This is a genomic window from Natranaerobius thermophilus JW/NM-WN-LF (assembly GCF_000020005.1).
Classification (GTDB): Bacteria; Bacillota; Natranaerobiia; order Natranaerobiales; family Natranaerobiaceae; genus Natranaerobius; species Natranaerobius thermophilus.
This window is the reverse complement of sequence record NC_010718.1, coordinates 1,088,212-1,112,830: the sequence shown is the minus strand read 5'-3', so window position 1 is coordinate 1,112,830 and position 24,619 is coordinate 1,088,212. Positions and strand designations below refer to the sequence as shown.

27 protein-coding genes are annotated in these 24,619 nt (G+C 34.3%); 10 read left to right on the top strand and 17 right to left on the bottom strand.

What is annotated here, in order from left to right; translation table 11 throughout:
* Positions 1–91: 91 nt before the first annotated feature.
* The 12 genes from NTHER_RS05340 to NTHER_RS05280 form a co-directional block, all read right to left on the bottom strand.
* Positions 92–496 carry a hypothetical protein gene (locus NTHER_RS05340; RefSeq protein WP_041366928.1) on the bottom strand — a complete coding sequence of 135 codons (405 nt, stop codon included), beginning with the start codon at positions 494–496 and terminating at the stop codon, positions 92–94.
* A 427-nt stretch (positions 497–923) separates the two neighbouring features.
* Positions 924–1,328 (bottom strand): hypothetical protein, encoded by a 405-nt coding sequence (locus tag NTHER_RS05330; RefSeq protein ID WP_012447507.1) that lies wholly within the window; start codon positions 1,326–1,328, stop codon positions 924–926.
* Positions 1,329–1,738: 410 nt separating this feature from the next.
* Positions 1,739–2,809 (bottom strand): leucine-rich repeat domain-containing protein, encoded by a 1,071-nt coding sequence (locus tag NTHER_RS15160; protein ID WP_012447506.1) that lies wholly within the window; start codon positions 2,807–2,809, stop codon positions 1,739–1,741.
* Positions 2,810–2,853: 44 nt separating this feature from the next.
* Positions 2,854–4,668, bottom strand: a complete 1,815-nt coding sequence (locus NTHER_RS05320) for an InlB B-repeat-containing protein (RefSeq protein ID WP_012447505.1) — start codon at positions 4,666–4,668, stop codon at positions 2,854–2,856.
* Between the two features lie 451 nt (positions 4,669–5,119).
* Positions 5,120–6,406, bottom strand: a complete 1,287-nt coding sequence (locus tag NTHER_RS05315; RefSeq protein ID WP_012447504.1) for a glycine/sarcosine/betaine reductase component B subunit — start codon at positions 6,404–6,406, stop codon at positions 5,120–5,122.
* Between the two features lie 342 nt (positions 6,407–6,748).
* Entirely contained in the window at positions 6,749–7,336 is a 588-nt protein-coding gene (locus NTHER_RS05310) for a class I SAM-dependent DNA methyltransferase (RefSeq protein ID WP_012447503.1), read from the bottom strand.
* 690 nt (positions 7,337–8,026) lie between these two features.
* A complete protein-coding gene (locus NTHER_RS05305) occupies positions 8,027–8,407 on the bottom strand; it encodes a retropepsin-like aspartic protease (protein ID WP_012447502.1) in 381 nt (126 codons plus the stop codon).
* Positions 8,404–8,652: a hypothetical protein gene (locus tag NTHER_RS05300; RefSeq protein WP_012447501.1), complete on the bottom strand. Its 249-nt coding sequence runs from the start codon at positions 8,650–8,652 to the stop codon at positions 8,404–8,406. Before NTHER_RS05300 ends, NTHER_RS05305 begins: the two co-directional genes overlap by 4 nt.
* Before the next feature lie 350 nt (positions 8,653–9,002).
* Positions 9,003–9,260 (bottom strand): ribonuclease toxin HepT-like protein, encoded by a 258-nt coding sequence (locus tag NTHER_RS05295; protein WP_012447499.1) that lies wholly within the window; start codon positions 9,258–9,260, stop codon positions 9,003–9,005.
* A gap of 394 nt (positions 9,261–9,654) precedes the next feature.
* Positions 9,655–9,987: a HepT-like ribonuclease domain-containing protein gene (locus NTHER_RS05290; RefSeq protein ID WP_012447498.1), complete on the bottom strand. Its 333-nt coding sequence runs from the start codon at positions 9,985–9,987 to the stop codon at positions 9,655–9,657.
* Positions 9,980–10,270, bottom strand: coding sequence for a nucleotidyltransferase family protein (locus NTHER_RS05285; protein ID WP_012447497.1), 291 nt, complete (start codon positions 10,268–10,270; stop codon positions 9,980–9,982). The genes NTHER_RS05290 and NTHER_RS05285 overlap by 8 nt, the downstream gene beginning before the upstream one ends.
* 302 nt (positions 10,271–10,572) lie before the next feature.
* Positions 10,573–10,815 (bottom strand): hypothetical protein, encoded by a 243-nt coding sequence (locus NTHER_RS05280; RefSeq protein ID WP_238526120.1) that lies wholly within the window; start codon positions 10,813–10,815, stop codon positions 10,573–10,575.
* A gap of 545 nt (positions 10,816–11,360) precedes the next feature.
* Between NTHER_RS05280 and NTHER_RS05275 the strand changes: the two genes are divergently transcribed.
* The 4 genes from NTHER_RS05275 (at position 11,361) to NTHER_RS05265 (ending at position 13,411) form a co-directional block, all read left to right on the top strand.
* The gene (locus tag NTHER_RS05275; protein WP_012447495.1) at positions 11,361–12,569 is read left to right on the top strand and encodes an IS110 family RNA-guided transposase; all 1,209 of its coding nucleotides are present in this window, start codon (positions 11,361–11,363) and stop codon (positions 12,567–12,569) included.
* A 230-nt stretch (positions 12,570–12,799) separates the two neighbouring features.
* A complete protein-coding gene (locus NTHER_RS16360) occupies positions 12,800–12,931 on the top strand; it encodes a hypothetical protein (RefSeq protein ID WP_012447494.1) in 132 nt (43 codons plus the stop codon).
* A 2-nt stretch (positions 12,932–12,933) separates the two neighbouring features.
* The gene (locus NTHER_RS16495; RefSeq protein WP_012447493.1) at positions 12,934–13,152 is read left to right on the top strand and encodes a type II toxin-antitoxin system RelE/ParE family toxin; all 219 of its coding nucleotides are present in this window, start codon (positions 12,934–12,936) and stop codon (positions 13,150–13,152) included.
* The gene (locus NTHER_RS05265; RefSeq protein ID WP_012447492.1) at positions 13,142–13,411 is read left to right on the top strand and encodes a helix-turn-helix transcriptional regulator; all 270 of its coding nucleotides are present in this window, start codon (positions 13,142–13,144) and stop codon (positions 13,409–13,411) included. Before NTHER_RS16495 ends, NTHER_RS05265 begins: the two co-directional genes overlap by 11 nt.
* A gap of 273 nt (positions 13,412–13,684) precedes the next feature.
* Here the strand turns inward: NTHER_RS05265 and NTHER_RS05260 are convergent, their stop codons facing one another.
* Together NTHER_RS05260 and NTHER_RS05255 are read right to left on the bottom strand one after the other, a co-directional pair.
* Entirely contained in the window at positions 13,685–14,071 is a 387-nt protein-coding gene (locus tag NTHER_RS05260) for a retropepsin-like aspartic protease (RefSeq protein ID WP_012447491.1), read from the bottom strand.
* Between the two features lie 2 nt (positions 14,072–14,073).
* Positions 14,074–14,319 (bottom strand): hypothetical protein, encoded by a 246-nt coding sequence (locus NTHER_RS05255; RefSeq protein ID WP_041366924.1) that lies wholly within the window; start codon positions 14,317–14,319, stop codon positions 14,074–14,076.
* Between the two features lie 351 nt (positions 14,320–14,670).
* Between NTHER_RS05255 and NTHER_RS05250 the strand changes: the two genes are divergently transcribed.
* The gene (locus tag NTHER_RS05250; protein ID WP_012447489.1) at positions 14,671–15,006 is read left to right on the top strand and encodes a nucleotidyltransferase domain-containing protein; all 336 of its coding nucleotides are present in this window, start codon (positions 14,671–14,673) and stop codon (positions 15,004–15,006) included.
* Positions 14,978–15,373 carry a HEPN domain-containing protein gene (locus tag NTHER_RS05245; RefSeq protein WP_012447488.1) on the top strand — a complete coding sequence of 132 codons (396 nt, stop codon included), beginning with the start codon at positions 14,978–14,980 and terminating at the stop codon, positions 15,371–15,373. Before NTHER_RS05250 ends, NTHER_RS05245 begins: the two co-directional genes overlap by 29 nt.
* 237 nt (positions 15,374–15,610) lie before the next feature.
* Here NTHER_RS05245 and NTHER_RS05240 read toward each other — a convergent pair whose 3' ends face one another.
* Positions 15,611–16,462 carry a tyrosine-type recombinase/integrase gene (locus NTHER_RS05240; RefSeq protein ID WP_012447487.1) on the bottom strand — a complete coding sequence of 284 codons (852 nt, stop codon included), beginning with the start codon at positions 16,460–16,462 and terminating at the stop codon, positions 15,611–15,613.
* A 509-nt stretch (positions 16,463–16,971) separates the two neighbouring features.
* Here NTHER_RS05240 and NTHER_RS05235 point away from each other — a divergent pair.
* Positions 16,972–17,478: an RNA polymerase sigma factor gene (locus NTHER_RS05235; protein ID WP_012447486.1), complete on the top strand. Its 507-nt coding sequence runs from the start codon at positions 16,972–16,974 to the stop codon at positions 17,476–17,478.
* Positions 17,468–18,742 (top strand): anti-sigma factor C-terminal domain-containing protein, encoded by a 1,275-nt coding sequence (locus NTHER_RS05230; protein WP_012447485.1) that lies wholly within the window; start codon positions 17,468–17,470, stop codon positions 18,740–18,742. Before NTHER_RS05235 ends, NTHER_RS05230 begins: the two co-directional genes overlap by 11 nt.
* A gap of 90 nt (positions 18,743–18,832) precedes the next feature.
* Here the strand turns inward: NTHER_RS05230 and NTHER_RS05225 are convergent, their stop codons facing one another.
* The gene (locus tag NTHER_RS05225) at positions 18,833–20,389 is read right to left on the bottom strand and encodes a PucR family transcriptional regulator (RefSeq protein WP_012447484.1); all 1,557 of its coding nucleotides are present in this window, start codon (positions 20,387–20,389) and stop codon (positions 18,833–18,835) included.
* A gap of 152 nt (positions 20,390–20,541) precedes the next feature.
* Between NTHER_RS05225 and NTHER_RS05220 the strand changes: the two genes are divergently transcribed.
* Both NTHER_RS05220 and tnpA read left to right on the top strand, forming a co-directional pair.
* The gene (locus NTHER_RS05220) at positions 20,542–22,479 is read left to right on the top strand and encodes an NAD(P)/FAD-dependent oxidoreductase (RefSeq protein WP_012447483.1); all 1,938 of its coding nucleotides are present in this window, start codon (positions 20,542–20,544) and stop codon (positions 22,477–22,479) included.
* 121 nt (positions 22,480–22,600) lie between these two features.
* Entirely contained in the window at positions 22,601–22,966 is a 366-nt protein-coding gene (gene tnpA / locus NTHER_RS05215; protein WP_012447482.1) for an IS200/IS605 family transposase, read from the top strand.
* A gap of 148 nt (positions 22,967–23,114) precedes the next feature.
* Here the strand turns inward: tnpA and NTHER_RS15155 are convergent, their stop codons facing one another.
* Positions 23,115–24,560: a stalk domain-containing protein gene (locus tag NTHER_RS15155; RefSeq protein ID WP_012447481.1), complete on the bottom strand. Its 1,446-nt coding sequence runs from the start codon at positions 24,558–24,560 to the stop codon at positions 23,115–23,117.
* Positions 24,561–24,619: the final 59 nt, after the last annotated feature.

Genomic DNA, 24,619 nt, shown 5'->3' with positions numbered 1-24,619 from the left:
AACTAAGTTCTAAAGTTCTAAATTAGATTAATATCATTTTTAAAAAATAATTGCAACTTCCGTGATAGCAAGACGACTGTTTATTTATTCTCTATATAATCCTTTTGTAACGAGTACCCCGGCAAGCCCACTCAAAATCATTTGATTCGACCCCCCACTGCAAAGGTGCAAACAACCAGTCTATCAATCTATCCCCAAAAGGTTGAAGAACGCCAAAATTTTCACTAATCCATATAGTAGGTAATAAACTTATACCTAGAATTAATATCCCTGGTAGCAGTTGTATGCCAAAATTTATATTGCCTTCAAAATAACCTTTTACTTTTCTCCAATTAACTGAAGCACCTATTATAAATCCACACATCACTCTAAATATATGTGATCTTATAACTCCTGAATAATCCAGATGATCTGAAGCCCTTTGTCCTTCTAAATAAAATTCCGCAGATAAATTCAGCATTACAATTCCTATGCCAAAAAATAAAACATAAGGCAAAATTTTTGTGAGTTGGATAGAGATCACTCCCCGATAAATTTAACAAGGATATCTAGATAAGAAGTTGACGGTATTAATTATCATAAATACAATGCCAAAAACAGTAATCGATAGTAGAAACATTTTTCTGGTGTTCTTATTATTAATTATATCAAAGCCTATATTGGAACCTCTGAAAAAACTAATACACAAGAAGGAAAAAACTAGACTTATAAAAATTGTGGTAATACAAATAGCTATTATATTAGCTGTTATATAGCCAAAATTCTGTTGAAATAATATTGTCTCTATACCCACTAAACATTCTCCTTCCTTCATGTAATGTGGTTTTGATAAAATGATAGTAACGATTATCTAACAAAACATTTAATATTTGCTTATAGTTTTTCTCTTAACACCTCTAAAAAGTCAGTAAGACGCGACTTTATTAAGATGTCACTTCTTTTCCAAGGGATTCTGAAAGAAATATTGAAAATAAACCTGCTACAAGAATGCGTAGATTCCCTCCTTGTTCTAGTACCTGAGTGTAAGTCAATGCACCTTCAAGTAAAAACACCAGAATCAAAAGATATCCTATATATTGGAGTCTTTGTATATTTTCTTTAGTAATTAATTTAGTTTCTGAATTTTGTAAAATTCTAAGTAAAATGAGGTAAATAAGAACCCAAAGAACAGACCGAATTAGAGTCCCAACAAAATTAAGAGGGGCAATCTCTTCTTCTATAAAAAATGACGAAATTGCTCCAATTATACCTAACCCTAAACTCGCAATTGATATGAACAATATTATAGTTAAAATGTTGGATAAAATTAAACCTACCTTGCTGTTCATGAAATTCTCCTTTTATTGAAATTTATCATGCAATCCAGTTTGCAACCTAGTTAAGGATTGATCAACAACTGTAACTTCTGTGACAGAAGGGCATGTCCCTTAGTACGCGACCGTCAGGGAGCTGTTTAAGCAAGCGTGTTATCTGATGCATTGGGATTTCAAGCGAAGCCAAGGACGGCGAAGGCTAAATGTTTTTTAAATTATACCATATATTTCCATTTGGATCTAGATAATCCTTTTGATTTTAAAAAAGAATGGGGAAAATTTTAACCCATTCCTTCAGCTTTTCAGAAATTCTAGTACACATAAATCAGATGATGTTCACTAAAGATATTCTTTTTGTCAATCAATAAAAACCCCCTTGATAATAGACATACTATACATGAATTGTAAGCTTCCTCATAAATAAATTAATTATTAATTTCAATAATCTCTCTGTTTTTAAAATCGATTTTATACTCTCCAGGTAACTTGTGCTCTCCATCCTTACCCTCTTCATGTTCTTCACGAACAACAACCTTTAAAACTTGTGTATTTTTCCATTCATGGTCTTTATAAACGTCAAATGGATGTTTTTTGGGAACATGCTGAACAAATGGGTCTTCATAGGAAGACGCTTCAGTAAAACTATAAAGCTCGCCCCGATCAGTAACACTATTTGGTTCAAATACCTGTTCAACGCTTAAGTCTTCATTTATGTTTACTACCTGAACATCGACAGTTAAGGGTAATGGGCTTTTTACCCTATAAGCTATATAGTCATCTCCAGGAGATTGGTCAAAATCAACCAATGTCAAATTCATCTCATTATCCCTTACAGAAAGTTTTTTGAGATCATTTAATTCTCCTAAAAAGTTTATTTCATCGATTTCATTTCCTATAAGGTTGACTTCTTTAAGATTAGTCAATTCATGTAGTGCTTTAATATCTGTTATCTCATTATTGTTTAAGTTTAACTTCTCTAGTCCCGTAAGTTCAGTTAAAGCGGTTATATCTTGAATTTTATTGCCCGAAAGGTTTAAGTTTTTAAGATTTTCTGCCTTTCCCAAGTTAATCAGATCGCTAATCCCTTCTCTTCTCGCCTCCAAAGATGTTAACTGTTTAATATTTTCTTTTGTCACTTGATCTACACCTAACTCTTCCTTAATAGCTGCTTCTAAGTTTTCATCAGGAATGTTTACAGTTTCTGCAAATTCAGCAACTAATTCTATACTTTCTTCAATTTCAAATTTATATTCTTGATCTTGACTTACTTCTTCACCTTCTTTTTCCCATTTTTTAAATTCATAACCTTCATTAGGTTCAGCTTCAACTGTAACCTCTTCTCCTTCTTCGTAAGTGCCTTCACCTTCAATTTCTCCTGCTTCTTCAGGATCAGCTTGTATCTCCACTTCGTACTCTGGTGTGCAACCTGTCATAAAAGTTACTGAAACAGACAAGCATGTGATCAATAATAATTGAAATGACCTTCTTACTGACAAGGTATCACCTCATTCACTTTAAGATCTTCAAATTAAATTTTTTATTAATGACTAAACAAAGAATCATACTCTATCTGATAAACTGAATCATCTTTCTTTAAGTAAATATCCTGATCTTCAGGATCAATTTGGATAAGCTTAATATTATCTTTAAGATAAACCAATTCTATATCTAAACTATTCGCGTTTAGATTAGTTGACGCAAAAACAGGAGCTTCAATAGGAGGACGCGGATCGTCAAATGTATGGTGTAAATGATCTTTATCTGTATCTTTTACAATAACCGGAAGCTGGTCTATCTCTCCATTATCTAATGTTTGAGCAAAATCTAATTCTTTGTGTAGGTACTCACTCAATTTAGAATTATTTTCACCAACATCTTTCATCACTTTATTATTATCTAAACTTACAAAAGCAGATATCTGTAATGAAGATTTTCTTTTGCCTTCCTCAATTTGCTCAGATTCAGTCATATTAGTAGGCCATAAATTGTTTTTAATCCCTTTTTCATCTGGGATAGCACCTACCAACATTACATCATCTTTTTCCTCTTCAAAACCACCGGGAAGGTGCTGTACAGTGCTTGCTGTTAAATCGAGGGAATTATTGCTATCCGGAGCCCATATTTCTATACTTCTAGCAGAACAGGCATGTATTGGCACTTCACTTTTAGTAAGTAAAATGCCATATTCATTGACTCCTAAAATTTTATGGGACACAAAATTTGAATCACCTTCGCCAGGGACTTCCCCCTCATGACTAGTACCGCCTACCTCCAAATGTTCTATAGAGAAATTGTTTAAATCTATTAAACTAAATCCTTTATCACCACTAGCTATAATAGCGCTATTATCATCGTATATTGCTATATCCGTAATTAACGGGGACTCTTCAAACTCCTCTTCAAAATTTATCTCTTTTTGTTTAAATCCATCTTCAGATAACTCGAATACTTTTAAAAAAGGTTTTTCAACTCTGGGTGGTTTTTCATGCCTTACTACCCAAGAATGATCTGCGTAAAGAAATAGGTGATTGCCAATAACACTAGTTTGAAAGTGTAGATTGTTATGTATGTTTATAAAGAATTTTCCTCTCCCATCCTTCTCTAAACCCTCTGGTATGTCCCATTCTAAATCTTGTATATTTAATTTTTTTTCTTTTGAAGCTTGTTCCTCTTCGAGACTATAAAAATACGCTCTTTGACCGGTATTTGGTATATAAATCAACTGATCTTCAATAATTACACATTTCTCATTAGTCCCTTCTTTTGTAACTATTCCTTCTACGGTATCAAAATGTTCTAAATTATCTTTTTGGTAAATGACCAAGTCACCTTTTTCTTCATCAGGTTGAGCAATATAATTTTCTCCTATATAAATTGGCTCGTCAGTTAATGCATTTGATTTTACAGGGTCTAATTCATCTATTAAATTTGCTCCCATGATAGTTTCTTTAATAGTACCATCATCTGTTTCTGTGGTTATCTGTTCAAACTTATCCGAATTATATTCTGTCTCAAATACTGCCTGGAACTTTTTATCTTTTTCCATTGTAAAATTATATTTTTTATCCTCACTAATATCTTCTCCTTCTAAATGCCATTTCTTAAATTCATAACCTTCTTTTGATACTGCTTCTAGTTCAACCTTTTCCCCCTCTTCATAAGTACCTTCTCCTGTTATCTCACCAGCTTCTTCAGGATTAGCTTGTACCTCTACTTTGTATTCATTTGGTTCATCTTCATCCTGTTTAGCCTGTTCATCTCCTGCTTTTTTCTCTTGAGTACAGCCTGTCACAAAAACTGTTAAAACCATTAAGCTTATTACTATTACTAAATAAACTAATTTTCTTCCTGACACTTTTACCACCTCTCTCTAATAAGTTTTAAAATGATATGTCCTATTGAAGAGGAACATAAAATATCTACTACGAAATCCAGTTTTTACCGCGGTAGAAGGCGGGCAGATCTATGTTTTGCTGTTTTACTCAATGTTTTTCAGGTGATAACGTTCCCGTTATATGCGACGTTACCGGCTCCGGCATAACAAACCCAAACAAAATACCAAGGGGTTGGCGCGACTTCTGCCCTTTAAAAACTCTATCCATAACTGCAAAAGGCGTGACAGAAGGCATGTCCCCGTAGGGCTATCTTTCTTAACTCAAAAAAAAATTTCCCTTAAATTCCTCTGACATTATTTTAAAAGCTTCCCCTCCCTATAATCTCTAAATTACTACACTGCATCCTTAAAAAGGAAGGCGGTAAACGTAAACTAGTATTTATGACAGGTTTTCCGAGTCTAAATGGATCATTTAGAATTCGGTTGCACCCATCTTGTTGAAACCTAATTCATTGGTTGCCCCAATAATAGCTTGTATCTCTATTTCGATACTCTGATCATGCTTGAGGTTCCCTTCATAATTACCAGCATCCAGATCCTCTGAATCGATTTTACCAATAATTTTGTCCATAGGGGGTAATATGATCGTTTCGTTGGCATTTCCAGTAGTCACTACAGCATCTGCTTTCGGGTCAGCGTCTGCTAGGGATTGGGAAGAACCATCCCGGCCTGCATACTCGTCCGTTACAAGTACCGTTTTGATCCCCTTTTCCTCAATCTTCTTGCAATTCATAATCAAATCGGTGTCTGTGTTTCCGTACTCTTCTTTTGAAATGATGACACCATCAAACCCAAATTGCTCCGACAATTTAGCAGTGTAATTTGAAGAACGCTCTTTATCCTCTAAAGTAACGTTTTCATTTGTAATAATGACCCCGCAGAAATTAATTTCTTTACCGTGATATTCAAATAAATCTTCAATGATAGGATTATTCAAATGATGGTAGGTGGTGTTCTTGTCGCAAGCTATAATACTATTTCCGTTGACAATAGCACCGTCCATGACTTCTGTTGGATAAATATAAGTAGGTAGTATCTCTTTAGCGTCCACACCATAGAAATAAGTATCGTGTAATAGTCCCTGGCTTTGAAGCATATAGATGTATCCCACCTTCGGTAGCTCAGGGTACTTTTGCTTCTGTTGATCTATGGGTAGCGTTTCATAGGCGACTTTTTCCTGGGCTGTCGCCTCTTGACATTTTTCACCAATGTAATGGGCGATTTTCAAGCCAGCCAGCCGTAAAGCCTCTTCGTACTGGCGACTTTCCAGGCCAGAAATCGGATCGCAGTCTAGTACAAGGTTATTCGTATGAGAGAAAGGTGTGTACTCTGCTCCTGGACCAGACATGTCTATAATACCTTCCTTAACTCCAACAATTTTCCCGGTGGTTACTATCGTTGCACCTTTAAACACTTTGGTAACCCCTTCTCCCACCTGGTCAACACTGCCAATCGTACCAGGAAACAGTTCACACGTATCGTCCACTTTTACTCTAGGTTCAATTACATCTCTTACAGAAAATAAGCGAGCAGATTCACCTGGCTTCACAATGTCTATGTTTACTTTAGCAATCCGATCATCTTCCTTAACTTTTTTAATGATTTCGTTTTTGTTAACGATTAAAGTGGTACCGTTAATCATGGTGTGATCACCAAAAACTAAATCATCAACTCTTACTTTTTCCAAAGTCAGTTTCATAATTATCCGCCTCCAAAGCAACATTTAAATATGTTTTGATTTTTTCTTCGACCTTAAATTAAATATTCCTTATTAATTGTGCAATGCTTGTCAAACGAAACATTCCTGCTTCCGTAATTAAAATTAAGCATCTTAACTGAATTAGATTATTCTTAGCATATTTAGACCCCTCTTCACCTTTTTATTATTTACCTTTTATTATTACTATTATTTTACCATATATTAGGTGTAAAGCTTATTACCTCCCTCTTCATTAACTATTCTTTATTGTTATTTTTATGAGTTTCTTCCCTTACGACCTTAACAACATCAACAATAGAGTATTTTGTTTCGCCAAATCTCTCAGTTTTTTTCACATACAAACTTAAAGTATCTATCATCTTCGACAATTATATTTGTAAAACTTTTTTCTTTACTATGATAGATTAGTTCGGCATCAGTTGGTATAAGTGATTTTTCAGAATTATATCCGTTTTTCTCTTGATTTGCTTTAAATTCTTTCCTAGTTTTGGAATGTACGATTATAAACTTCCCATTTTTATTCAAGTTGTTATATGCATTTTCAAACAACTTGCTTAAATTTCTGAAGTGAGGTATACCATCAAAAATTATAACAAAATCAAATGCTTTCTCTAACTGACATTCCAGTTCAAAATCATCACACCTAATATCAGCTTCTGGGTGTTTTTTTCTAAATTCTTTAACCATATTTTCAGCAATATCAATTCCAACGTAGTCGGTTAAGTTTTTATTATCAATGATAGTGTAAATTATTCCTGTTCCAGCACCTACATCAAGAACCGCATTATTAGCCCCAATATTATATTCTGAAATAAAATCTTTAGCTACTTTTATATGTTCTTGCGTAATCTTGTTATCCCACACTTTTGCTTGATCATTAAAGAATTTGATTTCTTCCTGTTTACCCATAGCTATCCTCCCTCCTTATTGAGTTATATGTCGCCTAACGTTCCCGTTGTTTGCAACATACCCGGGCCGACTCAGTCGGCCTGGCGCGGAGGTTGCCCCTCCATTTATTCTATCCACTAGCTGCAACCTCCGTGACAGAAGGGCATGTCCCTTAGTGCGCGACCGTCAGGGAGCTGTGTAAACAAGCGTGTTAGATGATGCAATAGGCGGAATCATAAACGACGAAGCTTATTTTTTGTCGTATATTCCCCTTATATCTAATATCAAAAATCAAATAAACTTTATTATAGTCACCTTATTTTGTAGTACAAACTTAAACTTAGAAGTAATTCTTTTTCTCATCATTACACTCCTCTAGAATTTCTAACTTTACATATAGACCTGGATAAAGCTTTCTTACTTCATCCCACTTCATTCTTATCACTCTCCTAGTGATCTTTCTTATTATATCTACAATCGGGGGGCACTCATATATTGCTGAAATAACCACACTTAGCATTTCAGATAACGTTCCCGTTGTTTGCGACGTTGCCGAGCCCGACATACAAGATACAAGGGGATTGGCGCGACTTTTGCTACTTACTAACTTTAACCTCTAACTGCAAAAGTCGTGACAAAAGATAATTTCCGAAGGCGGGAAAAGGGAGCAGCGCAAACAATCGTGTTAGACGAAGGACTAAACATTTATTACTAAAATTTAAGTATCATATTTTTTAAATCAATAATAACTTCTGTATCTATCAAAATATCAAGCCCTAGTAACCCATTTATTTCACCATTTATATCAATAAGTCCAAAATCAAGTTCAGCTTTCTTGATTTTGGACTCCCCGATTTTTATTTCATCTATTGTTTTAACAAAAGCATTATGTATTGATCCTCCAACCCCATAATAACTTACTATTTTATCATTTGGATCTGCAAAAATATCCAAGTCTTCTACTATATCAGAAGAAATAATAGTTTCAGACGCTCCTGTATCTATTACTATATTATTAATCTTTTTTCTCCTGCCTTGATAAACTAAATCAACACTAGTGAACAATAAACCTTCTCTATATTCTATCTTCATTGAACTATACCTCTATATCCTTTAATATTCTTTATCTCCAAGACAATTTCTTCATTGTCAGTATGATAAACTACAGTGTCTCCCTTTGAGTTTATAAGTTCTTGAGTTGCCTCTTTTTTATCACTAATAGGTTTTATAACAGCCACATCAGTAACATATTTTTTATTTCCTCTTATTTCAGACTCTAAAATTTCTACCTTAACAAATTGACCTGGATAAAGCTTTCTTACTTCATCCCACTTCATTCTTATCACTCCCCTGGTGATCTTTTGACCATATTATATCAACAATCGTGGCTCATTCCTATATGCTTAAATAACCATACTGAGCATTTCAGATAACGCTCCCGTTGTTTGCGACGTGCCCGAGCCAACCACAGTCGGCCTGGTGCGGAGGTTGCTCCTCCATTAATTCTACTCATCAACTGCAACCTCCGTAACAGAAGGGCATGTCCCAAAGGGCAAACGAAAGCAGGGAGTGCAGCGTAAACAATCGTGTTATATGCTGTGCCATTATGTATTTTGTTCACTTATAAATTCCGTCATTTCTTTTTTTACTTGTTCCCATGTATCATTGAGTGACACTACTAAGCTTTCTAATTCTTCCTAATCAAGATAAAAAGAATATGAATGCGATAAAAATGTCTAAATGCTAAATATTCAATTAATTTATTTCTCAAGTCTTCTGAAATCAAAGGTCCTCTAACTTCATTTTCTTTTAACATTTGTTTAAGTAACTCTTTGTGCCAATTGGAACTTTTGGGTACATATTTATCAATGTTTTTTGCAACAGCTACAAACAAATTCTCTATTCCGTTATAAAATGAATGTAGAACAGAAGCTAGTGCTGTCATCTCAATTAAATCCGGTTTTCCATTTTTTGCTTTCTTAATTAAAGTTTCATACGAGTTTAGGTGTTTTTCAATCTGGTTTAATTCAAACTCTATTGATGAAATATCTTTTTTAACTCAAGGTTTTATCATCCATAATAAATATGCACCTTCTAATTTGTTCTACCAATATTTTACCACACATTGAAGAACTCAATCACGGCATTGCATATAATGTTCCCGTTGTTTGCGACGTTGCCGGACCCGCCATAGCAAACCCAAACAAATACCAAGGGGTTTGGCGCGACTTTTGCTACTTAAACCCTAACCCAATTAATTGCAAAAGACGTGACAAAGGCAATGTCCCGTAGGGCGCGACTGAAAGGAGCTAGCGCAAACAAACGTGTTAGACGATGGACTAATTATTCAATAAATCTTTAATTCCATCTTTTAAAATCGGTAACTTGTTCTGTACAACATCCCATACTATTTCTAAATCTACCTCCGCGTAGTCATGAATTAACACATCTCTAATTCCAGCTATCTTTCTCCACTCAATATGAGAAGCATTTTCCTTAACTTCTTCTGGAATTCTTTTAGAAGCTTCCCCAATAATCTCTAAATTACGAATCACAGCATCTTGAACCATATTGTTTGAACTAAAAGCTTTGTAAGTTATGTTGTTCACATAGCTTTCTATTTTTTCAATACATTTCAATATATCTTGTAAATAAACTCTGTAGTCACGCATATTCAACACTCTCCATTATCTCTGCCTTTAATTCAGGTTTTATTGATTCGGATGTAACTAAATCAATTTCTTTATCAAATAATTCTTCTAAAAAGAACTTGAGTTCTATATAGTTATCATAATTTTTCTGTCCTTTTTTAAACTCAACTACAAAATCAAGGTCGCTGTTGTCTTTCTGATGCTCTTTAACAAAAGACCCAAATAAACCTATATTCCTTACCCCAAGTTTTTGTAGTTTGTCTTTATTATTTTGAAGGGTTATAAGTATTTTCTTTTTGTCCATATTCTCACTTCCTTTTAAAAGTGTTTACTATATTTTACCACATATTATACCCACATTCTAAACTGACTAGTCTTTCGTCTAACGTTCCCGTTGTTTGCGACGATGCCGGCTCCATCAGATGTTAACCCTAATCCTTCTACAAAGAAGCTTGGCACGGCTTTTGCTCCCCCATAGTTTTTGCTTTCTTGGTTGCAAAAGACGTGACAAAGGCAATGTCAATCGTGTTATATGATGCTATAGGTCCAGCCAAAGCCATGGACGGCGGAGGCTGATAAATTTCTTGGATATCTTCGTTACCTTCTTTATCTAAAAGAAACTAAATAAAGAAATCCTAGTAAAATTAATATAATTCCTGTTATTACTATGGTAATAACCTGAACTTCAGTCGTTTCAGTAGAAACATTTAAAAAACCAAAAGTATTAATTTTATCTTTTATCAATTGCAATGACAATCTAGGTTTAATTATTAAAGAAATTCCAATCACAAGTAACACAAAAGATATAAAATCAAAACCAATGCTCCCTGCGCCAGGAGAAAAAATCAATATCACCCCATTTAACTCTTGCTTTTCTTCCTTTCTAGTAGTTAAATCAATTCATGACTTTTACCATTACATCAAATAGGTCTTCCCAACTGCCCGCAGGACGCGGGCAGACGCTTTGCCCAATGTTTCAGATAACGTTCCCGTTGTTTGCAACGTGCCCGGGCCGACAACAGTCGGCCTGGCGCGGAGGTTGCCCCTCCATTAATTCTACTCACTTATTGCAACCTCCGTGACAGAGGGCATGTCCCAAAGGGCAAGCGACCGCAGGAAGTGCAGCGCAAACAATCGTGTTCGTATTATTGGTTCATAACCAGCTTAGTCTGGGCTATGAACCTTTTTTATTTTTTCTAAAAAGTCTATACTTAAGAAAGCCCTGGGGTGAAGGACGTCAATCGTGTTGGGACTAGATCCCGTCGAATAAAGTGTCCAAGCCTAAGCTTACATCCATATCCCGATTAAGCTGGTTGGGTATTTTAACCCGCATCACCGAGCGAACTTGTGAAGGATGGAAAGCTTCGGTCCCCCAAATACAAAGGAGGAGTTCTATGACTGATCCTGTACTAAGTATCGATGTTTCAAAAGAAAATAGTACTGCTGCTCTGTTTCTTTCTCAAGGTAATTTGAAAGACAAAACCTTCACCTTTAAGCACACCCATAAGGAGTTATCTGAAGTTTTGGAGATCCTTAAGTCTACTGAAATAGAAACTGGTTCTAAAGCTAAAGTTGTTCTAGAGGCCACCGGAAACTACTCCACCCCTATTGTCAGTTTTTTTGAAACTAATGGATTTAAAGTTATATCATTGAATCCCATTGAAACCCACTTACAAAAAAATAAAGCTGTAAGAAAGGTTAAAACTGATGCTATTGATGTCGTTAGAATTGCCAATGTTTATTATCTTAAAGGAGATCAATTACAGTTTAGGATGGATGATCAGGCTAGAAATCTACGAACTATGTGTAGACAGTATGATGGTATTTGTGAGGTGTTTAGCGAAACGCAGCTTAAATTTAGAGACTTTGTTGAAATGGTCTTTCCTATGTATAATGGGATTTTTTCTGATTTTTGTTCTAAAACTTCTCTAAATGTACTTTATCATTTCCCTTCTCCAAATGCTGTACTTGAAGCTTCTAGAGAAGAGATAATCAAAGCTTTGAAATTGGCTAACATGCCTAAAAAGTGGTACCAAGATAAGGTGGACATGCTTTACAATGCTGCCAGAGAAAGCCTATCTGTTAACCTGTCCCAAGGGCCTTTTGAAGAAGCTATCAAGGATTATATTTCTATCCTCAATAACTTAAGAGACAATTTGACCCGTATGCGGGATCGAATGGTTAAGCTTGCTAGGCTTTCACCTCAATTTGAGCTCCTCCTCTCCATCCCAGGGGTAGGAGAAGTGACAGCTGCCACCATTCTTTCTGAAATCGGTGACGTCCTTAACTTCCCTACTGTTAAACAACTAGTCGCTTTTTCAGGACTAGATCCCAGCGTTTTTCAGTCAGGAAGGTTTAAGGCTACTAAAAACAAGATATCTAAAAGAGGATCGAATCATCTTAGAAAAGCTCTTTATCAGGCTACTGTTGCAGGTATTAGAAAGAGAAAAGGAAAGCCTGTAAACCCCGTGATATTTGAGTTCTATTCTAAAAAGCTTTCCGAGGGTAAGGCGCCTAATGTTGCAATTATTGCAGCTTCTAACAAGCTATTAAGAATAATTTATGGCATGTTGAAGAGTAGAACCATTTTCTCGACCTCTTGATACAATATTACTCTATTTGAATCTATTTTGAAAGAGCAGTATTACACTAAAAAAACTTACTTGCTGGGTAGGTTTATTTGGCATGGATTATTTTCTTATATTGATAAATTATTAATAAAACCTTGACAAATATTAGCTGGTTTATCTGACGTTTTGCATTTCTTTTAATTTATTGTTTATATAACATATATGTGATATAATTTTATTACTAACAGGTGTGAGGTGAAGTCATGTATGAAATAATATATTTTGAAGAATATAATGAATCACCTGTTGTAAACTTTATCTTAAAACAATACGCTAAAGAACAGGCCAAATATTACGAGAAATTGATCTTCTTGAAGAATTTGGACTTTCTCTAGGGATGCCACATATTCGTAAAATTAAAAATACAGAACTTTGGGAATTAAGGATCAAACATAGTTCTAACATATTTCGAATACTTTTCAAAGATTATAATAATACCTTTGTTTTACTCCACGGTTTTCAAAAGAAAGATAACAAAACCCCTAAAAAAGATTTGAATATGGCTTTAAAAAGGTTAAAAAAGTATCTTGAAAGAGGTGATAATTATGAACCATAAGAAAGTTAAAGAAAAACTATTTAACAACCCTAATGTTAAAAAAGAATATGATAACTTAGAAGTCCTTTATGATATCAAACGACAAGTTATTAAGCTTCGCAAGGAAAAAGGTTTAAGTCAAAAAGAATTAGCTGAAAAAATAGGAACAAAACAATCTGCAATCTCCCGATTAGAAAACGAAAGCTACAATCCAAGTATAGAGCTTTTATATAAAATAGCCAAAGCTTGCGACAGAGATCTTCATATTAAATTTGATTAAACAGTGGCCCTTGAGCCACTGTTTTCCTTTTTCAACGCACTTGCAAAATGTCAGCTAACGTTCCCGTTGTTTGCGACGTTGCCGGCCCCGGCATAACAAGCCCAAACAAAATACTAAGGGGTTTGGCACGACTTTTGCTGCCATACTACCTCAACCGCTAACTGCAAAAGTCGTGACAAAAGGCAATGTCCCGAAGGGCGCGACCGCAAGGGAGCAGCGCAAACAATCGTGTTAGCTGATGGACCGAGCATTATAACTTATAAAAAAAGACCCTCATCTCACATTTAGGGTCATATTGTATGTATCAATAGTTACTTTTCCTAGTATCAGAAAATCCATTCCTACAAGCCCATTAATACTACCTTTTGGATCTATCACTCCAAAATCTGTCTTCAAATTTTCTACGGAAATATCGCCTATAGAAATACTATTAATTTGTTTTCTCACTGCAGGGGACTCTGCTCCTCCTATGCCAGACATCACAACTAATTCATCAGAGTCATCAAATCCAATATCCAAGTCATATAAAAAGTCTGTCAAGATTATTGTGTGACTTGAACCAGTATCAATTATTACATCAGGTATTGTAATTTCTTTTTTCTCATGATAGATCGTAGCGTCAGCATATAACAACCCATTTTCAAACCGTAAATTATACATTGTTATGAAGTCCTCCGAATTCCTATATGTTTTACTACGTCTATAATTACCTTTTCATGTTTTGTATTGTAAACAAATTGGCCTTCTTTACATTTAGAAAACTCTTGCATTGCTTCTTTTGAGTCTTCAATCACTTTAATTATTGAAACTTCATCTACAACCCTTTTATTATCATCAGTATGATAATCTAGCACTTCAAACTTAACAAATTTATTAGGGTATTGCTTTCTTACTTCAGACCATTGCATAACAACACCTCCTGTCAAATCTATTATATCATTGAATGCTTTGGAATAACATCCCAAATTACTAGCGAGGTATTTCATATAACGTTCCCGTTGTTTGCGACGTTGCCGGCCCCGGCATAACAAGCCCAAACAAAATACTAAGGGGTTTGGCACGACTTTTGCTGCCATACTACCTCAACCGCTAACTGCAAAAGTCGTGACAAAAGGCAATGTCCCGGAGGGTGCGACTGCAAGGAGCAACGCAAACAATCGTGTTATGTGAGGTCGGGCAAACCTTAAATGTATTAAAGGATATTAACAGAATGTTATTGAAATAATAATATAATAACCTACAAGTTTGGAGGTGTAACAATGTCGGTTGAAGAATATATTGATTTTGTTTTAAATAAATTAGTTTCCTTCTATGATCCAGATAAAATATACCTGTTTGGTTCTCAAGCTAAAAATGAAGCAAATGAAAATAGTGACATAGATTTTCTGGTTGTTACTGAAACTTCAAAACCAAAAAGATTTCGTGCTTTAGAATTCAGAAAACAATTACGTGGTCAAAATTATTATCCCGTTGATATTCTGATATACACTCCAAATGAATTTACTAATGAATGTAAGATTAAGGGTACAATTGCCTACCATGTTAAAAAGGAGGGAAAATTACTTTATGACCAAGGACGTACAGTCGCTAGCTAAGGAATGGTTCGAATTTGCTGAGAAAGACCTACAAGCAGCTAAAATGCTTTTTAAAGAAATAAATCATATTACTTGTTTTCACTGTCAGCAATCTGCTGAAAAATATATCAAAGGATTGTTGGTATTACTCCAAATAGATTTTAAGAAATCTCATAATCTAAGTTATCTTCTTGAGTTATTAGACAAAAACATCCCTAATGATATTATGGAAGCTGCAGAATATTTGAATGAGTTTGCTGTTGAAGCAAGATATCCTGGTCAGTTCTCAACTGTGACTAATGAAGAAGCTGATAAAGCTCTTGAGTATTGCACCCATATAAAGAAGTATATTATTAATCTTGCTAGAGATAATGGCTTTAAATTATAACTGCTACCACTAATAGCAGTATTTTTTTGCCCGATTTCACATAACTTCGTAATTAGCGAAGCGCTGATTGAAGTGTTCGCGAATACTTCATATTTAAATGGGTTTGCGATGTTTATTTCGTTAATACCAATTATAGTGCTAAAGTTAATAGTTAATAAAAACATTTATTGGGCTTTTTAGCTTTTTCAAATTGAACTTTTTTAGCTTTTTATATATTGAGCTTAAAGTTTTGTCTTACTATATTTCCTCCATTAACTTGTCTAGTGGGCTTTCAATTCTTGAAATATTTTGAGTCGTAATATGTGTGTAAATTTCAGTAGTTTTAGAACTTTCATGACCTAGCAGTTTTTGAATATACCTTAAATCAGTTCCAGCTTCTAGTAAATGAGTCGCAAACGAATGTCTCAAAGAATGAACTGATACTTTTTTATTTATATTAGCTTTCTGCTTAGCTTTTTGAAATATCTTTTGAACTGATCTTTCGCTCAAATGCAGATTTTCATTTTGTCCAGGAAAAAGCCATTTCTTAGGTTGATAAATTTTATAGTAATTTCTTAATATTTTTAGAGCATTATCCGATAAAATAGTATAACGGTCCTTCCTTCCTTTTCCTTGTTTTATATGAATTATTTTTTGCTCTCCATCTAAATCTTCTGGTTTTAACCTGACTGCTTCACCAACCCTGAGACCACTTGAATAAATTATGCACAAAATAGCTTTGTGTTTAATATTAGTTGTTACGGTAAGTAGTTCTAAAACTTCTTTCTGACTCAAAACATTTGGTAATTTCCTTTCTTTTTTAGGTCTATTAACTTTTATTTGCTGATTCACACAAGTTTTAATTCCATGAACATCTACATAACCTTTTTTCGTAATTTCATTATTTAAAAGCTTCAGTGCACTTATGGCTTGATTTACATAGGAATGAGAATTATTATTTTCGAGAAGAAAAATTATATGAGATTGGATATCTTCTTTATTATTTATATTTAATCCCACTTTCAAGAAACGTTTTATGTGACCTATATAAGCTTTTATAGTTTTTTCAGTATAACCTTTTAATTTCAAGGTTTTTTCAAATTCTCGCATTATCTTCTTTTGGTTTAGGTCAAGCTGGTCTGTAGCTTCGATAGCATCTATAATTTTCTCTTTTACAAATAATTGTTTAAGCGTTTTTATTGCTTTTGATGTATTGGGTACAAACCAACATCTACTATTGCGATCATATCTTCTTCCTGGAAACTAATTTAACAATTCAACCCTCTCTTTAGTATAATCGAATTTAACGGTCAATTCGGAATCCGAGTGTCTTTCAATAAGAATGGTCATCTTTTTCTATTGTCTCCTCTTCATTAAATGCGTATCTAAGTTATTATTATATTATATTCCATTTTTTAGGAAAAAACCCTTTTAAATTTAGAACTAAAATTTCACGTTCTAAATATGTTGGACAAACTCTGTCTGCGAGACCTACATGAATAGCTTGTTAATAAAAAATCAATTTTTTAATCAATTCACTTTTTTAAAAATAAGTGTAACCTTTTACGTTTACATTCGTTTTTTTAGTGGAGGCACTTTATGAGAAAGAGGGTACTTTAATGAAAAAAAATCCATTTGAATTAGCCTATAAAAAATACCATAGAGAACTTTACTTCTACGCCTTATCACTTTGCAGACACGAAGAATTAGCTAAAGATCTAGTAAGCGAAACTTTTTATAAAGCCTTCTTAACTTTAGAGACACCCGATAATAATATAAAATTCTGGCTTTTTAGGGTTTTAAAAAATTTATTTATTGATTATCAACGAACAAGCAAATATCATTTTTCACTAGAAGATTATGAAATAATTTTGGATAATCAAAATCAAGATTCACCTTTGAAAAAAATTATAAAAAATGAAAGGGATCATGAAATATACAAAAAAATATTATCTCTCACTCCTAATAATTACCGTGAAATTATAATCCTCTATTATTATGGAGGTTTAAGTATAAAAGAAATTGCTGTCACTTTGAATTCCAATCCTTCAACCATTAAAACAACTTTACATAGAGCGCGAAAGAAACTAAAAAGACTGATGAAGGAGGATATTTATGAGTTTTAAACATTTATTAGAAAAATATAAGAAAGGTAAAGCTACTAAAGATGAAATAAAGCTTGTGGAGCAGGAATTAGAAAAATTCGAAGCAATTGAAGATTATTATACTGAAAACTTTTTATCACTTGCTAATTCAAAAGATGAAGAAGATAAGTTTGATGAGAAAGATAATAAAAAAATTAACTCTTATGAAGAAAATAATACTATAAAAGAAACTAAAAATACGCTAAGTATGAATATCAACAAACTAGTTAATCAACGACTTAGAAAGGTGGTCTTTACTGCTGTAATAATTGTAGTTATTTTGTATACAAGTATTTTCTTTGTGTTGTCACCTTTAGTAGGCATGTTTTTTTACAATCCTTCAGAAACATCCATGGGGGAAGATTCTCCGGATATCAAGTTTGATTTTAAAGCATTATCAGAGCTTAATGTACCTGGTGTTAATATGGCAGGAATAAATTATGTAGAATCCGAGGGATTTGGTAACTATTCCATTAGTTATTCGAAACATGATCCATTTATAGATGAAATGGATAGCCAAACTATTAAACTTAAACAAGGTGATTTTATCGGAACATTGGAAGGAATAGGGCCCAGTTCTCATTCATTCGGGTTTGAAGTTGTAAAAAATCCTTCACTCTATGAGCAAGGTGTATACGAAAATCAACCAGAGAAAATGATGGAACATCTTGAATCTTTATCACCCGTCTCATATGTCTCAGTTTACCTGACTTTTGAAGAAGATATGGATTTGAAAGAATTTGCAAAGATGAAGCTAGAACTTGAAGACTTAGATATCCAATGGGCAGGGGTTAGAACTCATGATGACCATAATAAGGACAAAAGTCATGGTAACAACAGAAATTATCTAACTGGTTTTAACCCTAATATAACAGGTTCCATTAGTGATGCTCGTCCTAATCCTGATAAATATCCATTGTTTCAGCTGGTTGACGCAACAAAAGAACCACGAGATAGTGGTCCAGAATCATGGGCTGAAATATATGAAACCCATTATCGTTCACTATTGAAATACATGACGGATCGAGAAGATTTTATTAAAGCTTTAGATTATGATCCTGGTAAAGTTGAATACTATGAACATGCTTTAAATTATATTGATAAAAATGGAGTTAATGTTTTTGGAGTTTTAGTTTACGGCGAAGCCCAGGAACTATTAGAATTTGCTGAAGAACATGATTTGTTATCTCTACAGCTAGAACAGGCTTTACCATCAAGGCCCAATCTTCAAAAGCCTATTGAGTAATGTATAAATAAGAGTATTTTATGGCTAACAGAGCTGTGTGTGCTTCCGGATCTACTGGTTTCAATGAATTTTAATTTAAAAATCGTTGTATTAAATTTTTTCAAGCTCAAGTATTTTATATGAAAGAAATAAACGAAAACATTGTTCTCCATCATCAAAATTAAGTCCAGTTATTTCTTTCAATTTTTCTAACCGATGTGCCATAGTGTTTCTGTGGATATATAGTTTTTTAGCTGTCATTGTTATATTATTGCAGTTTAAGAAGTACTCATATAAAGTCTTATAATAATCAGTACCATTTGTTTTATCATACGCTATGATTTTATATATAGCAGGATGGCAGTAACTACTTAAATTTTGACGAGTTGATACCTCTGACAGAAGATTATATATATAATAGGACTCAAAATAAAACAATGGTCCTTTTGTATCTAAAGTTTCACCAAATTGAAGCGCATTTACAGATTGGTTATAATAAATCCCCAATTTCATTAAATCATTAAATGTAAAGCTAACCCCTGCTGTGAGATTATTAGAATTTAAAAAATCTTTTAATTTCCTGTCGATATTTTCTATATCATCAGTTTCTTTAAAATCGAGCAATAAAACTATATTACCCTCGTAACATACGGACTTACAAAATGGAATCAGTCTCTCAATTCTATCTCTGAGGTAGTTCACAATATGAGAAGTAGTATTATCCTTGGGCACATTTATTGTAACAACTTTATAGTAATCAGAGGGCTCCCATTGTGAAGATTTTAACCTTTCTTCCATTATTCTCCTATCATTAACCCTCTTATCCAAAAGGTCAAGTATCAAACTTTCATACATAACTCCCTTAAAATTTCTAAACAAATTGTTTTTTTGCATTTCAGAAGAAATGACATCACAAAGAAGCTTTGTGATCTCGTGATCTTCCTCTTTAAAATTTTGATCATATTCTAATACGCCTAAATGACCCACTATTTTATCATCTATTAAAATTTTACCTAAGTATCTACGGATATCTTTTGCCAATCCAGTTTTAACTAAAATTGGTTCAGGGCTTTTTGCAACCTTTTCGATTAACTTTTGTCTTTTAAATAAATTAACAAAATTGTGAGAGCAATACCCTTTTGTTGTTAGATCTTTCCACACAGGGTCAATTACTTCATTTTCCGCATAATATGCCAAAAGTTTATACGAGCTATCTGCAAGTATTACTGGATTACCTAAAATTTGTGATCCTATTTTTACAATATAATTTAATCCCCTCCCCCTAATTAGTGAATTTAACAGGGCTGCGGAGCTTTCTTGATAACGATTTATTGAAATAAAGATATTTTGTACATCATTGAAAAGCGTAAAAAGTTCTGCTTTTTCATCAACCTCAATAATATCTCCTTTTGTATTCAAATTGTCAAACTCCAAATCCTCATAATCATTAATAACAACAAGGTTTATCCCTTCTATTTGATAAAGGTCCTGTGGAATCATAGAGGCAGTTCCAACATAAATAATATTCTTTTCGTACTCCATATTGATGCCAGTAACTAATTTTGCTGATTTTAATCGAACATGCCTTGAGCAATTTTTGATCAGCTTTAAATTATATTTATTTAACCTGCTTAGCTCCGCCTGGATAATGTCAATATTAATACTCACATAGCTCACCTCATTTTATAGGATGCAAAATGAACAATATCACTCTGCTATTTTCGTTAACTACAACAATGTACAGAAAATTCAGTTATGATAAGCTTGACTTGTTAGTTAATTAACAAGAGTTCAATTCTATTGTACAGGGAGGAATCATAATGGACAAGTATTCAAGATTATTTGAAGGTGTTAAGATAGGTGATATGAAATTAAGAAACCGACTTGTAATGTCACCTATGGGTACCTTCAACGAAAACTATGATGGAAGTATTTCACAAGAACAGATTGATTATTATGAAGCCAGAGCTAAAGGCGGAGTTGGTATGATAATTGCCGAAGCTCAATACGTCACTAACAAAACCGACCCTTGGATTGAATCAATGACAGCTGTTGGTACTGATATTCAAATGAAAGGCTGGGCACGTATGGCAGAAGCAGTACATGCTCATGGTGCTAAAATTTGTCTACAGTTAAGTTGTGGTCTTGGAAGAAACGCTTTCCCCTTTGACTCAAGACAGATGGTCTCAGCTTCAGCAGTTCCTTCATTCTTCTTTCCAGATCAATTATGCCGTCCCTTAGAAAAAGACGAAATTAAAGACATTGTAGAATCATATCGGAATGCTGCAAGAATGGCTCTAGTTGCAGAAGTGGATGCTTTAGAAATTCATGCCCATGGTGGTTATATCATTGATCAGTTTATGACACCAATTTGGAATAAACGAACCGATGAATACGGAGGAAGTTTTGAAAACCGCATGCGTCTAGTTACCGAAATATATCAGGCGATGAGAGATGAAGTTGGCCCTAACTTCCCTATCTTAATCAGAATGGCAGCCGACCACGATTTTGAAGGTGGAAGAACTGTAGAAGAAAGTATCGAAATTGTAAAGTATCTAGAAAAATTAGGAATGGATGCCTTTGATATAGATTTAGGCTGTTATGAACAAAAACAATGGATAGTTCCTTCTATTTATACAGGACTAGGATGTATGGCGGATGCCGCTGCCGCAATAAAAAAAGAAGTAAACGTTCCTGTACTCAATTCAGGTACGCACACACCTGAAACAGCAGTTGAAACTATAGAAAATGAAAAAGCTGATTTTATCATGCTAGGACGACCACTTATTGCAGACCCTGATTGGGTAAATAAACTCAGACTTGAAGGTCCAGAAGAAATCAAACCTTGTCTTTTCTGTAATGAAGTTTGTGTTGGAAGATTATATCAAAATAGAACCATATCATGTGCAATTAATCCCCACGCCGCATTTGAGAAAAAATATCCTATGACAAAAACGGAGCTCCCTAAAAAAGTTGTTGTAGTCGGGGGTGGTCCTGGCGGAATGGAAGCAGCAAGAATAGCAGCAAAAAAAGGTCACAGGGTCACGCTATACGAAAAGTCTGATAAACTAGGTGGCCAAATTAATGCCGCTGCAACACCACCTTTCAAAAAAAGATTACAAGATCTGATTGATTGGCAAGAAAGACAACTGAACAAATTTGGAGTAGATATCCGCTTAAACCACAAAATCACTGAGGAATCTTCAGAATTAGAGAATGTAGACCAAATCATCGTTGCAGTGGGTGCAAAACCCTTACTACCTAAAATTAAGGGGATTGATAAAGAAAATGTAGTTGAAGTTATCAGTGCACATCAAAATCCTGAGTTTGTAAAAGGAGACAATATCGTAGTTGCTGGAGGTGGTTTATCTGGCTGTGATTTTGCACTTGAAATGGCAATGGAAGGGAAGAAAGTTAGTATTGTTGAAATGTTAGATGAACTTGCGGCTACGGAACTAATGGATAATCGTAACCCATTACTATTTAAATTAAATGAATATAATGTAGAACAATTAACAGGACACAAAGTGATAGAGTTTACAGATACTGGTTTAACAGCCGAAAAAGCAGACGGAACGAAAGTTGAACTCAAAGCAGATACTGTTGTTGCAGCCTTTGGAACGCAATCTGAAAGTGAACTGGCCGAAAGTATTTGGAAAAAATACCCTACGTCACGATTGATCGGAGACTGTGTTGAAGTCGCACAAATTGGTAGCGCAGTTAGGAATGGATTTTTCGCTGGATGGTCCATTGACTAACATCTTGATTTTAGATTAACCATCTATTGATTAACAGTTATCCTTTGACTCAGGGCTAGCCATTACAGAATTCAATTAATTCATCCTCGCCTGTGTAAACAGGCGAGGATGAATTAATGATTTGCGCCGAATTCTTTTAAATTATCATTTTGTTTGGATACCCAAGTACAGAAAAGGCATTTTAGATGGTCCAGAGATCAAAGAAATAATAGATGATACTGTTAAAGAGTTGTCGGAAAAACACAAATTTGACATTTTAGCTCTTGAAATAATGCCAGATCATATACATCTTTTTGTATCAGCTTTGCCTGAATATTCTCCTAGCAAATTAATGAATATCATTAAAGGAACTACCGCTAAAAGAATATCTAAACAGTTTCCCGATTTGAACATTAAAGGCTCTGTTTGGACTAGATCTTATTTTGTCGCAACAGCAGGAAATGTTAGTTCAGAAACTATTAGGCACTATATTGATAGACAAATATAATCAAAAGAGACAGGATGATTATATGAAACTAACTTATGTTTTAGAGCTTTTGGAACCTACAAGGCGAAAAGAAAATATTTTACTTAAAGGGAGCGTATTTTATATATAAAATACCTAATACTGATTAAACTCAAAAAAAACTAAAAGACTAAGGTTCTAAGTAATATCCTGCAGGATCATCTTCCATTCCAAACCAGACATGAGAATACTGGCCAGCTATACCTATGCCCATAACTTCTAAATCTTTCCAGCTACCTTTGCCTACTATGACGTCTTTATGAGGCGGCGAGTTCTGCCAACCTTCCAAAACATTATCAGGTTCGGCCCCACCCGAACGCATAGCCGAAATTTCATAACCATTACCTTTATAATCAGTTAGTTCTGAAGGCTTACTCCACATAAGTTCTGCGTGCTCATGATCGGGGGTATAGCAAACTTCTTCCCAGGGGCCTTCATCGGACCAGCTATGTAAATTTCCTTCATTACCGTCTTCATCTTTACAGTTTTCCGGTTGATTTTGGTTACTATCATATACGTGGTATCTAGCAACTGTAGTTAGTGATTTAGATACCTTGAATGGTTCCAATCCTTTAGATTCACGGTATTCATTTATTTTTTCTGCCAACTTAAGTTCATTCTCTGTTAATTCATCAGGTAACTCGTCTGGATGATATTCATCGACAGGGTCAATAGTTTCAAATTCCAAATCTACTGTAAATTCTTGCCATGAATCCATACACTCAAATTCTTGTTCTGCTCTGTATTTACCACTTTTGGGCCAGCCGGGATAATTCTCTGTCATAACTGTTTCAAAGGTCCAAGTTTCTCCAGGCTCCTGCTTTTCATCTTCTTGAAACCAGTTGATACTAAAGTATATCTCTTGCCATTCATCTTCCGATTCGTCATAATATTCTACATCGGCTACTCGCATAGGGCGCAGCTCTGTATTTCCAGTATTAGTTAATTCAAATTCTACAGGCTCATCTGCCCTAAATTTTTCTTCGCTAATACTTAATTTCATTTGAGGATTTTGTTTTTCTTCATCATCTTTATCATCCTTTTTATCCTTTTGTTCTTCTTTGTCATCTTTATCATTTCTATCATCTTTGGCTTGTTCTAAACCCTCAGCAGCATCACCTAAGTCATCGTCTGTTACTATAGAAACCAATTTTTTTTCACCATCCCAATTAACTTCAGCACCTAAAGCTTCTGAAACGAAACGTAATGGGACTACTGTTCTTCCTTCCAATATTCTCGGGGCAGTATCCATTTGTTCGTTCATACCATTGTTCTGGTATTCTTGGTTACCTATAAATAGCTCTATCTTTTGATTAGCATGCTCAATCTTCACAAGACCGTCACTTTCATGGTCAGGATACCATTCCACTTTAGCACCCAGTTCTTCTGAAATAAAGCGAACGGGAACCATAGTTCGTCCCTGTTCATCTACTAAAGCTTCTACTTCATCATCAAATACTACCATTTCTCCGTCAATTTCTACATCAACCCGGTCCTGCGTAGCTGTGGCTGAAACTCCCGTAGTAAACAATAGTAAAGACAATCCAATTGTGAAAATTAATTTTAACTGTTTCATCTTTTATACACTCCTTACCTAATTAATGTAGTTAGACTGAAAACTTAATAACTTAATTG

What these genes read in the sequence shown, in the direction of transcription:
- NTHER_RS05295 (WP_012447499.1), bottom strand. Translation starts at nt 9,260, where the DNA reads ATGACAGCACTAGCTTCTGTTCTACATTCATTTTATAACGGAATAGAG.
- NTHER_RS05285 (WP_012447497.1), bottom strand. Translation starts at nt 10,270, where the DNA reads ATGGACAAAAAGAAAATACTTATAACCCTTCAAAATAATAAAGACAAA.
- NTHER_RS15155 (WP_012447481.1), bottom strand. Translation starts at nt 24,560, where the DNA reads ATGAAACAGTTAAAATTAATTTTCACAATTGGATTGTCTTTACTATTG.
- NTHER_RS05265 (WP_012447492.1), top strand. Translation starts at nt 13,142, where the DNA reads ATGAACCATAAGAAAGTTAAAGAAAAACTATTTAACAACCCTAATGTT.
- NTHER_RS16495 (WP_012447493.1), top strand. Translation starts at nt 12,934, where the DNA reads ATGCCACATATTCGTAAAATTAAAAATACAGAACTTTGGGAATTAAGG.
- NTHER_RS05315 (WP_012447504.1), bottom strand. Translation starts at nt 6,406, where the DNA reads ATGAAACTGACTTTGGAAAAAGTAAGAGTTGATGATTTAGTTTTTGGT.
- NTHER_RS05330 (WP_012447507.1), bottom strand. Translation starts at nt 1,328, where the DNA reads ATGAACAGCAAGGTAGGTTTAATTTTATCCAACATTTTAACTATAATA.
- NTHER_RS05235 (WP_012447486.1), top strand. Translation starts at nt 16,972, where the DNA reads ATGAAAAAAAATCCATTTGAATTAGCCTATAAAAAATACCATAGAGAA.
- NTHER_RS05240 (WP_012447487.1), bottom strand. Translation starts at nt 16,462, where the DNA reads ATGCGAGAATTTGAAAAAACCTTGAAATTAAAAGGTTATACTGAAAAA.
- NTHER_RS05305 (WP_012447502.1), bottom strand. Translation starts at nt 8,407, where the DNA reads ATGAAGATAGAATATAGAGAAGGTTTATTGTTCACTAGTGTTGATTTA.
- NTHER_RS05255 (WP_041366924.1), bottom strand. Translation starts at nt 14,319, where the DNA reads ATGCAATGGTCTGAAGTAAGAAAGCAATACCCTAATAAATTTGTTAAG.
- NTHER_RS05290 (WP_012447498.1), bottom strand. Translation starts at nt 9,987, where the DNA reads ATGCGTGACTACAGAGTTTATTTACAAGATATATTGAAATGTATTGAA.
- NTHER_RS05300 (WP_012447501.1), bottom strand. Translation starts at nt 8,652, where the DNA reads ATGAAGTGGGATGAAGTAAGAAAGCTTTATCCAGGTCAATTTGTTAAG.
- NTHER_RS05245 (WP_012447488.1), top strand. Translation starts at nt 14,978, where the DNA reads ATGACCAAGGACGTACAGTCGCTAGCTAAGGAATGGTTCGAATTTGCT.
- NTHER_RS05230 (WP_012447485.1), top strand. Translation starts at nt 17,468, where the DNA reads ATGAGTTTTAAACATTTATTAGAAAAATATAAGAAAGGTAAAGCTACT.
- NTHER_RS05220 (WP_012447483.1), top strand. Translation starts at nt 20,542, where the DNA reads ATGGACAAGTATTCAAGATTATTTGAAGGTGTTAAGATAGGTGATATG.
- NTHER_RS05275 (WP_012447495.1), top strand. Translation starts at nt 11,361, where the DNA reads ATGACTGATCCTGTACTAAGTATCGATGTTTCAAAAGAAAATAGTACT.
- NTHER_RS05250 (WP_012447489.1), top strand. Translation starts at nt 14,671, where the DNA reads ATGTCGGTTGAAGAATATATTGATTTTGTTTTAAATAAATTAGTTTCC.
- NTHER_RS05310 (WP_012447503.1), bottom strand. Translation starts at nt 7,336, where the DNA reads ATGGGTAAACAGGAAGAAATCAAATTCTTTAATGATCAAGCAAAAGTG.
- NTHER_RS16360 (WP_012447494.1), top strand. Translation starts at nt 12,800, where the DNA reads ATGTATGAAATAATATATTTTGAAGAATATAATGAATCACCTGTTGTA.
- NTHER_RS05260 (WP_012447491.1), bottom strand. Translation starts at nt 14,071, where the DNA reads ATGTATAATTTACGGTTTGAAAATGGGTTGTTATATGCTGACGCTACG.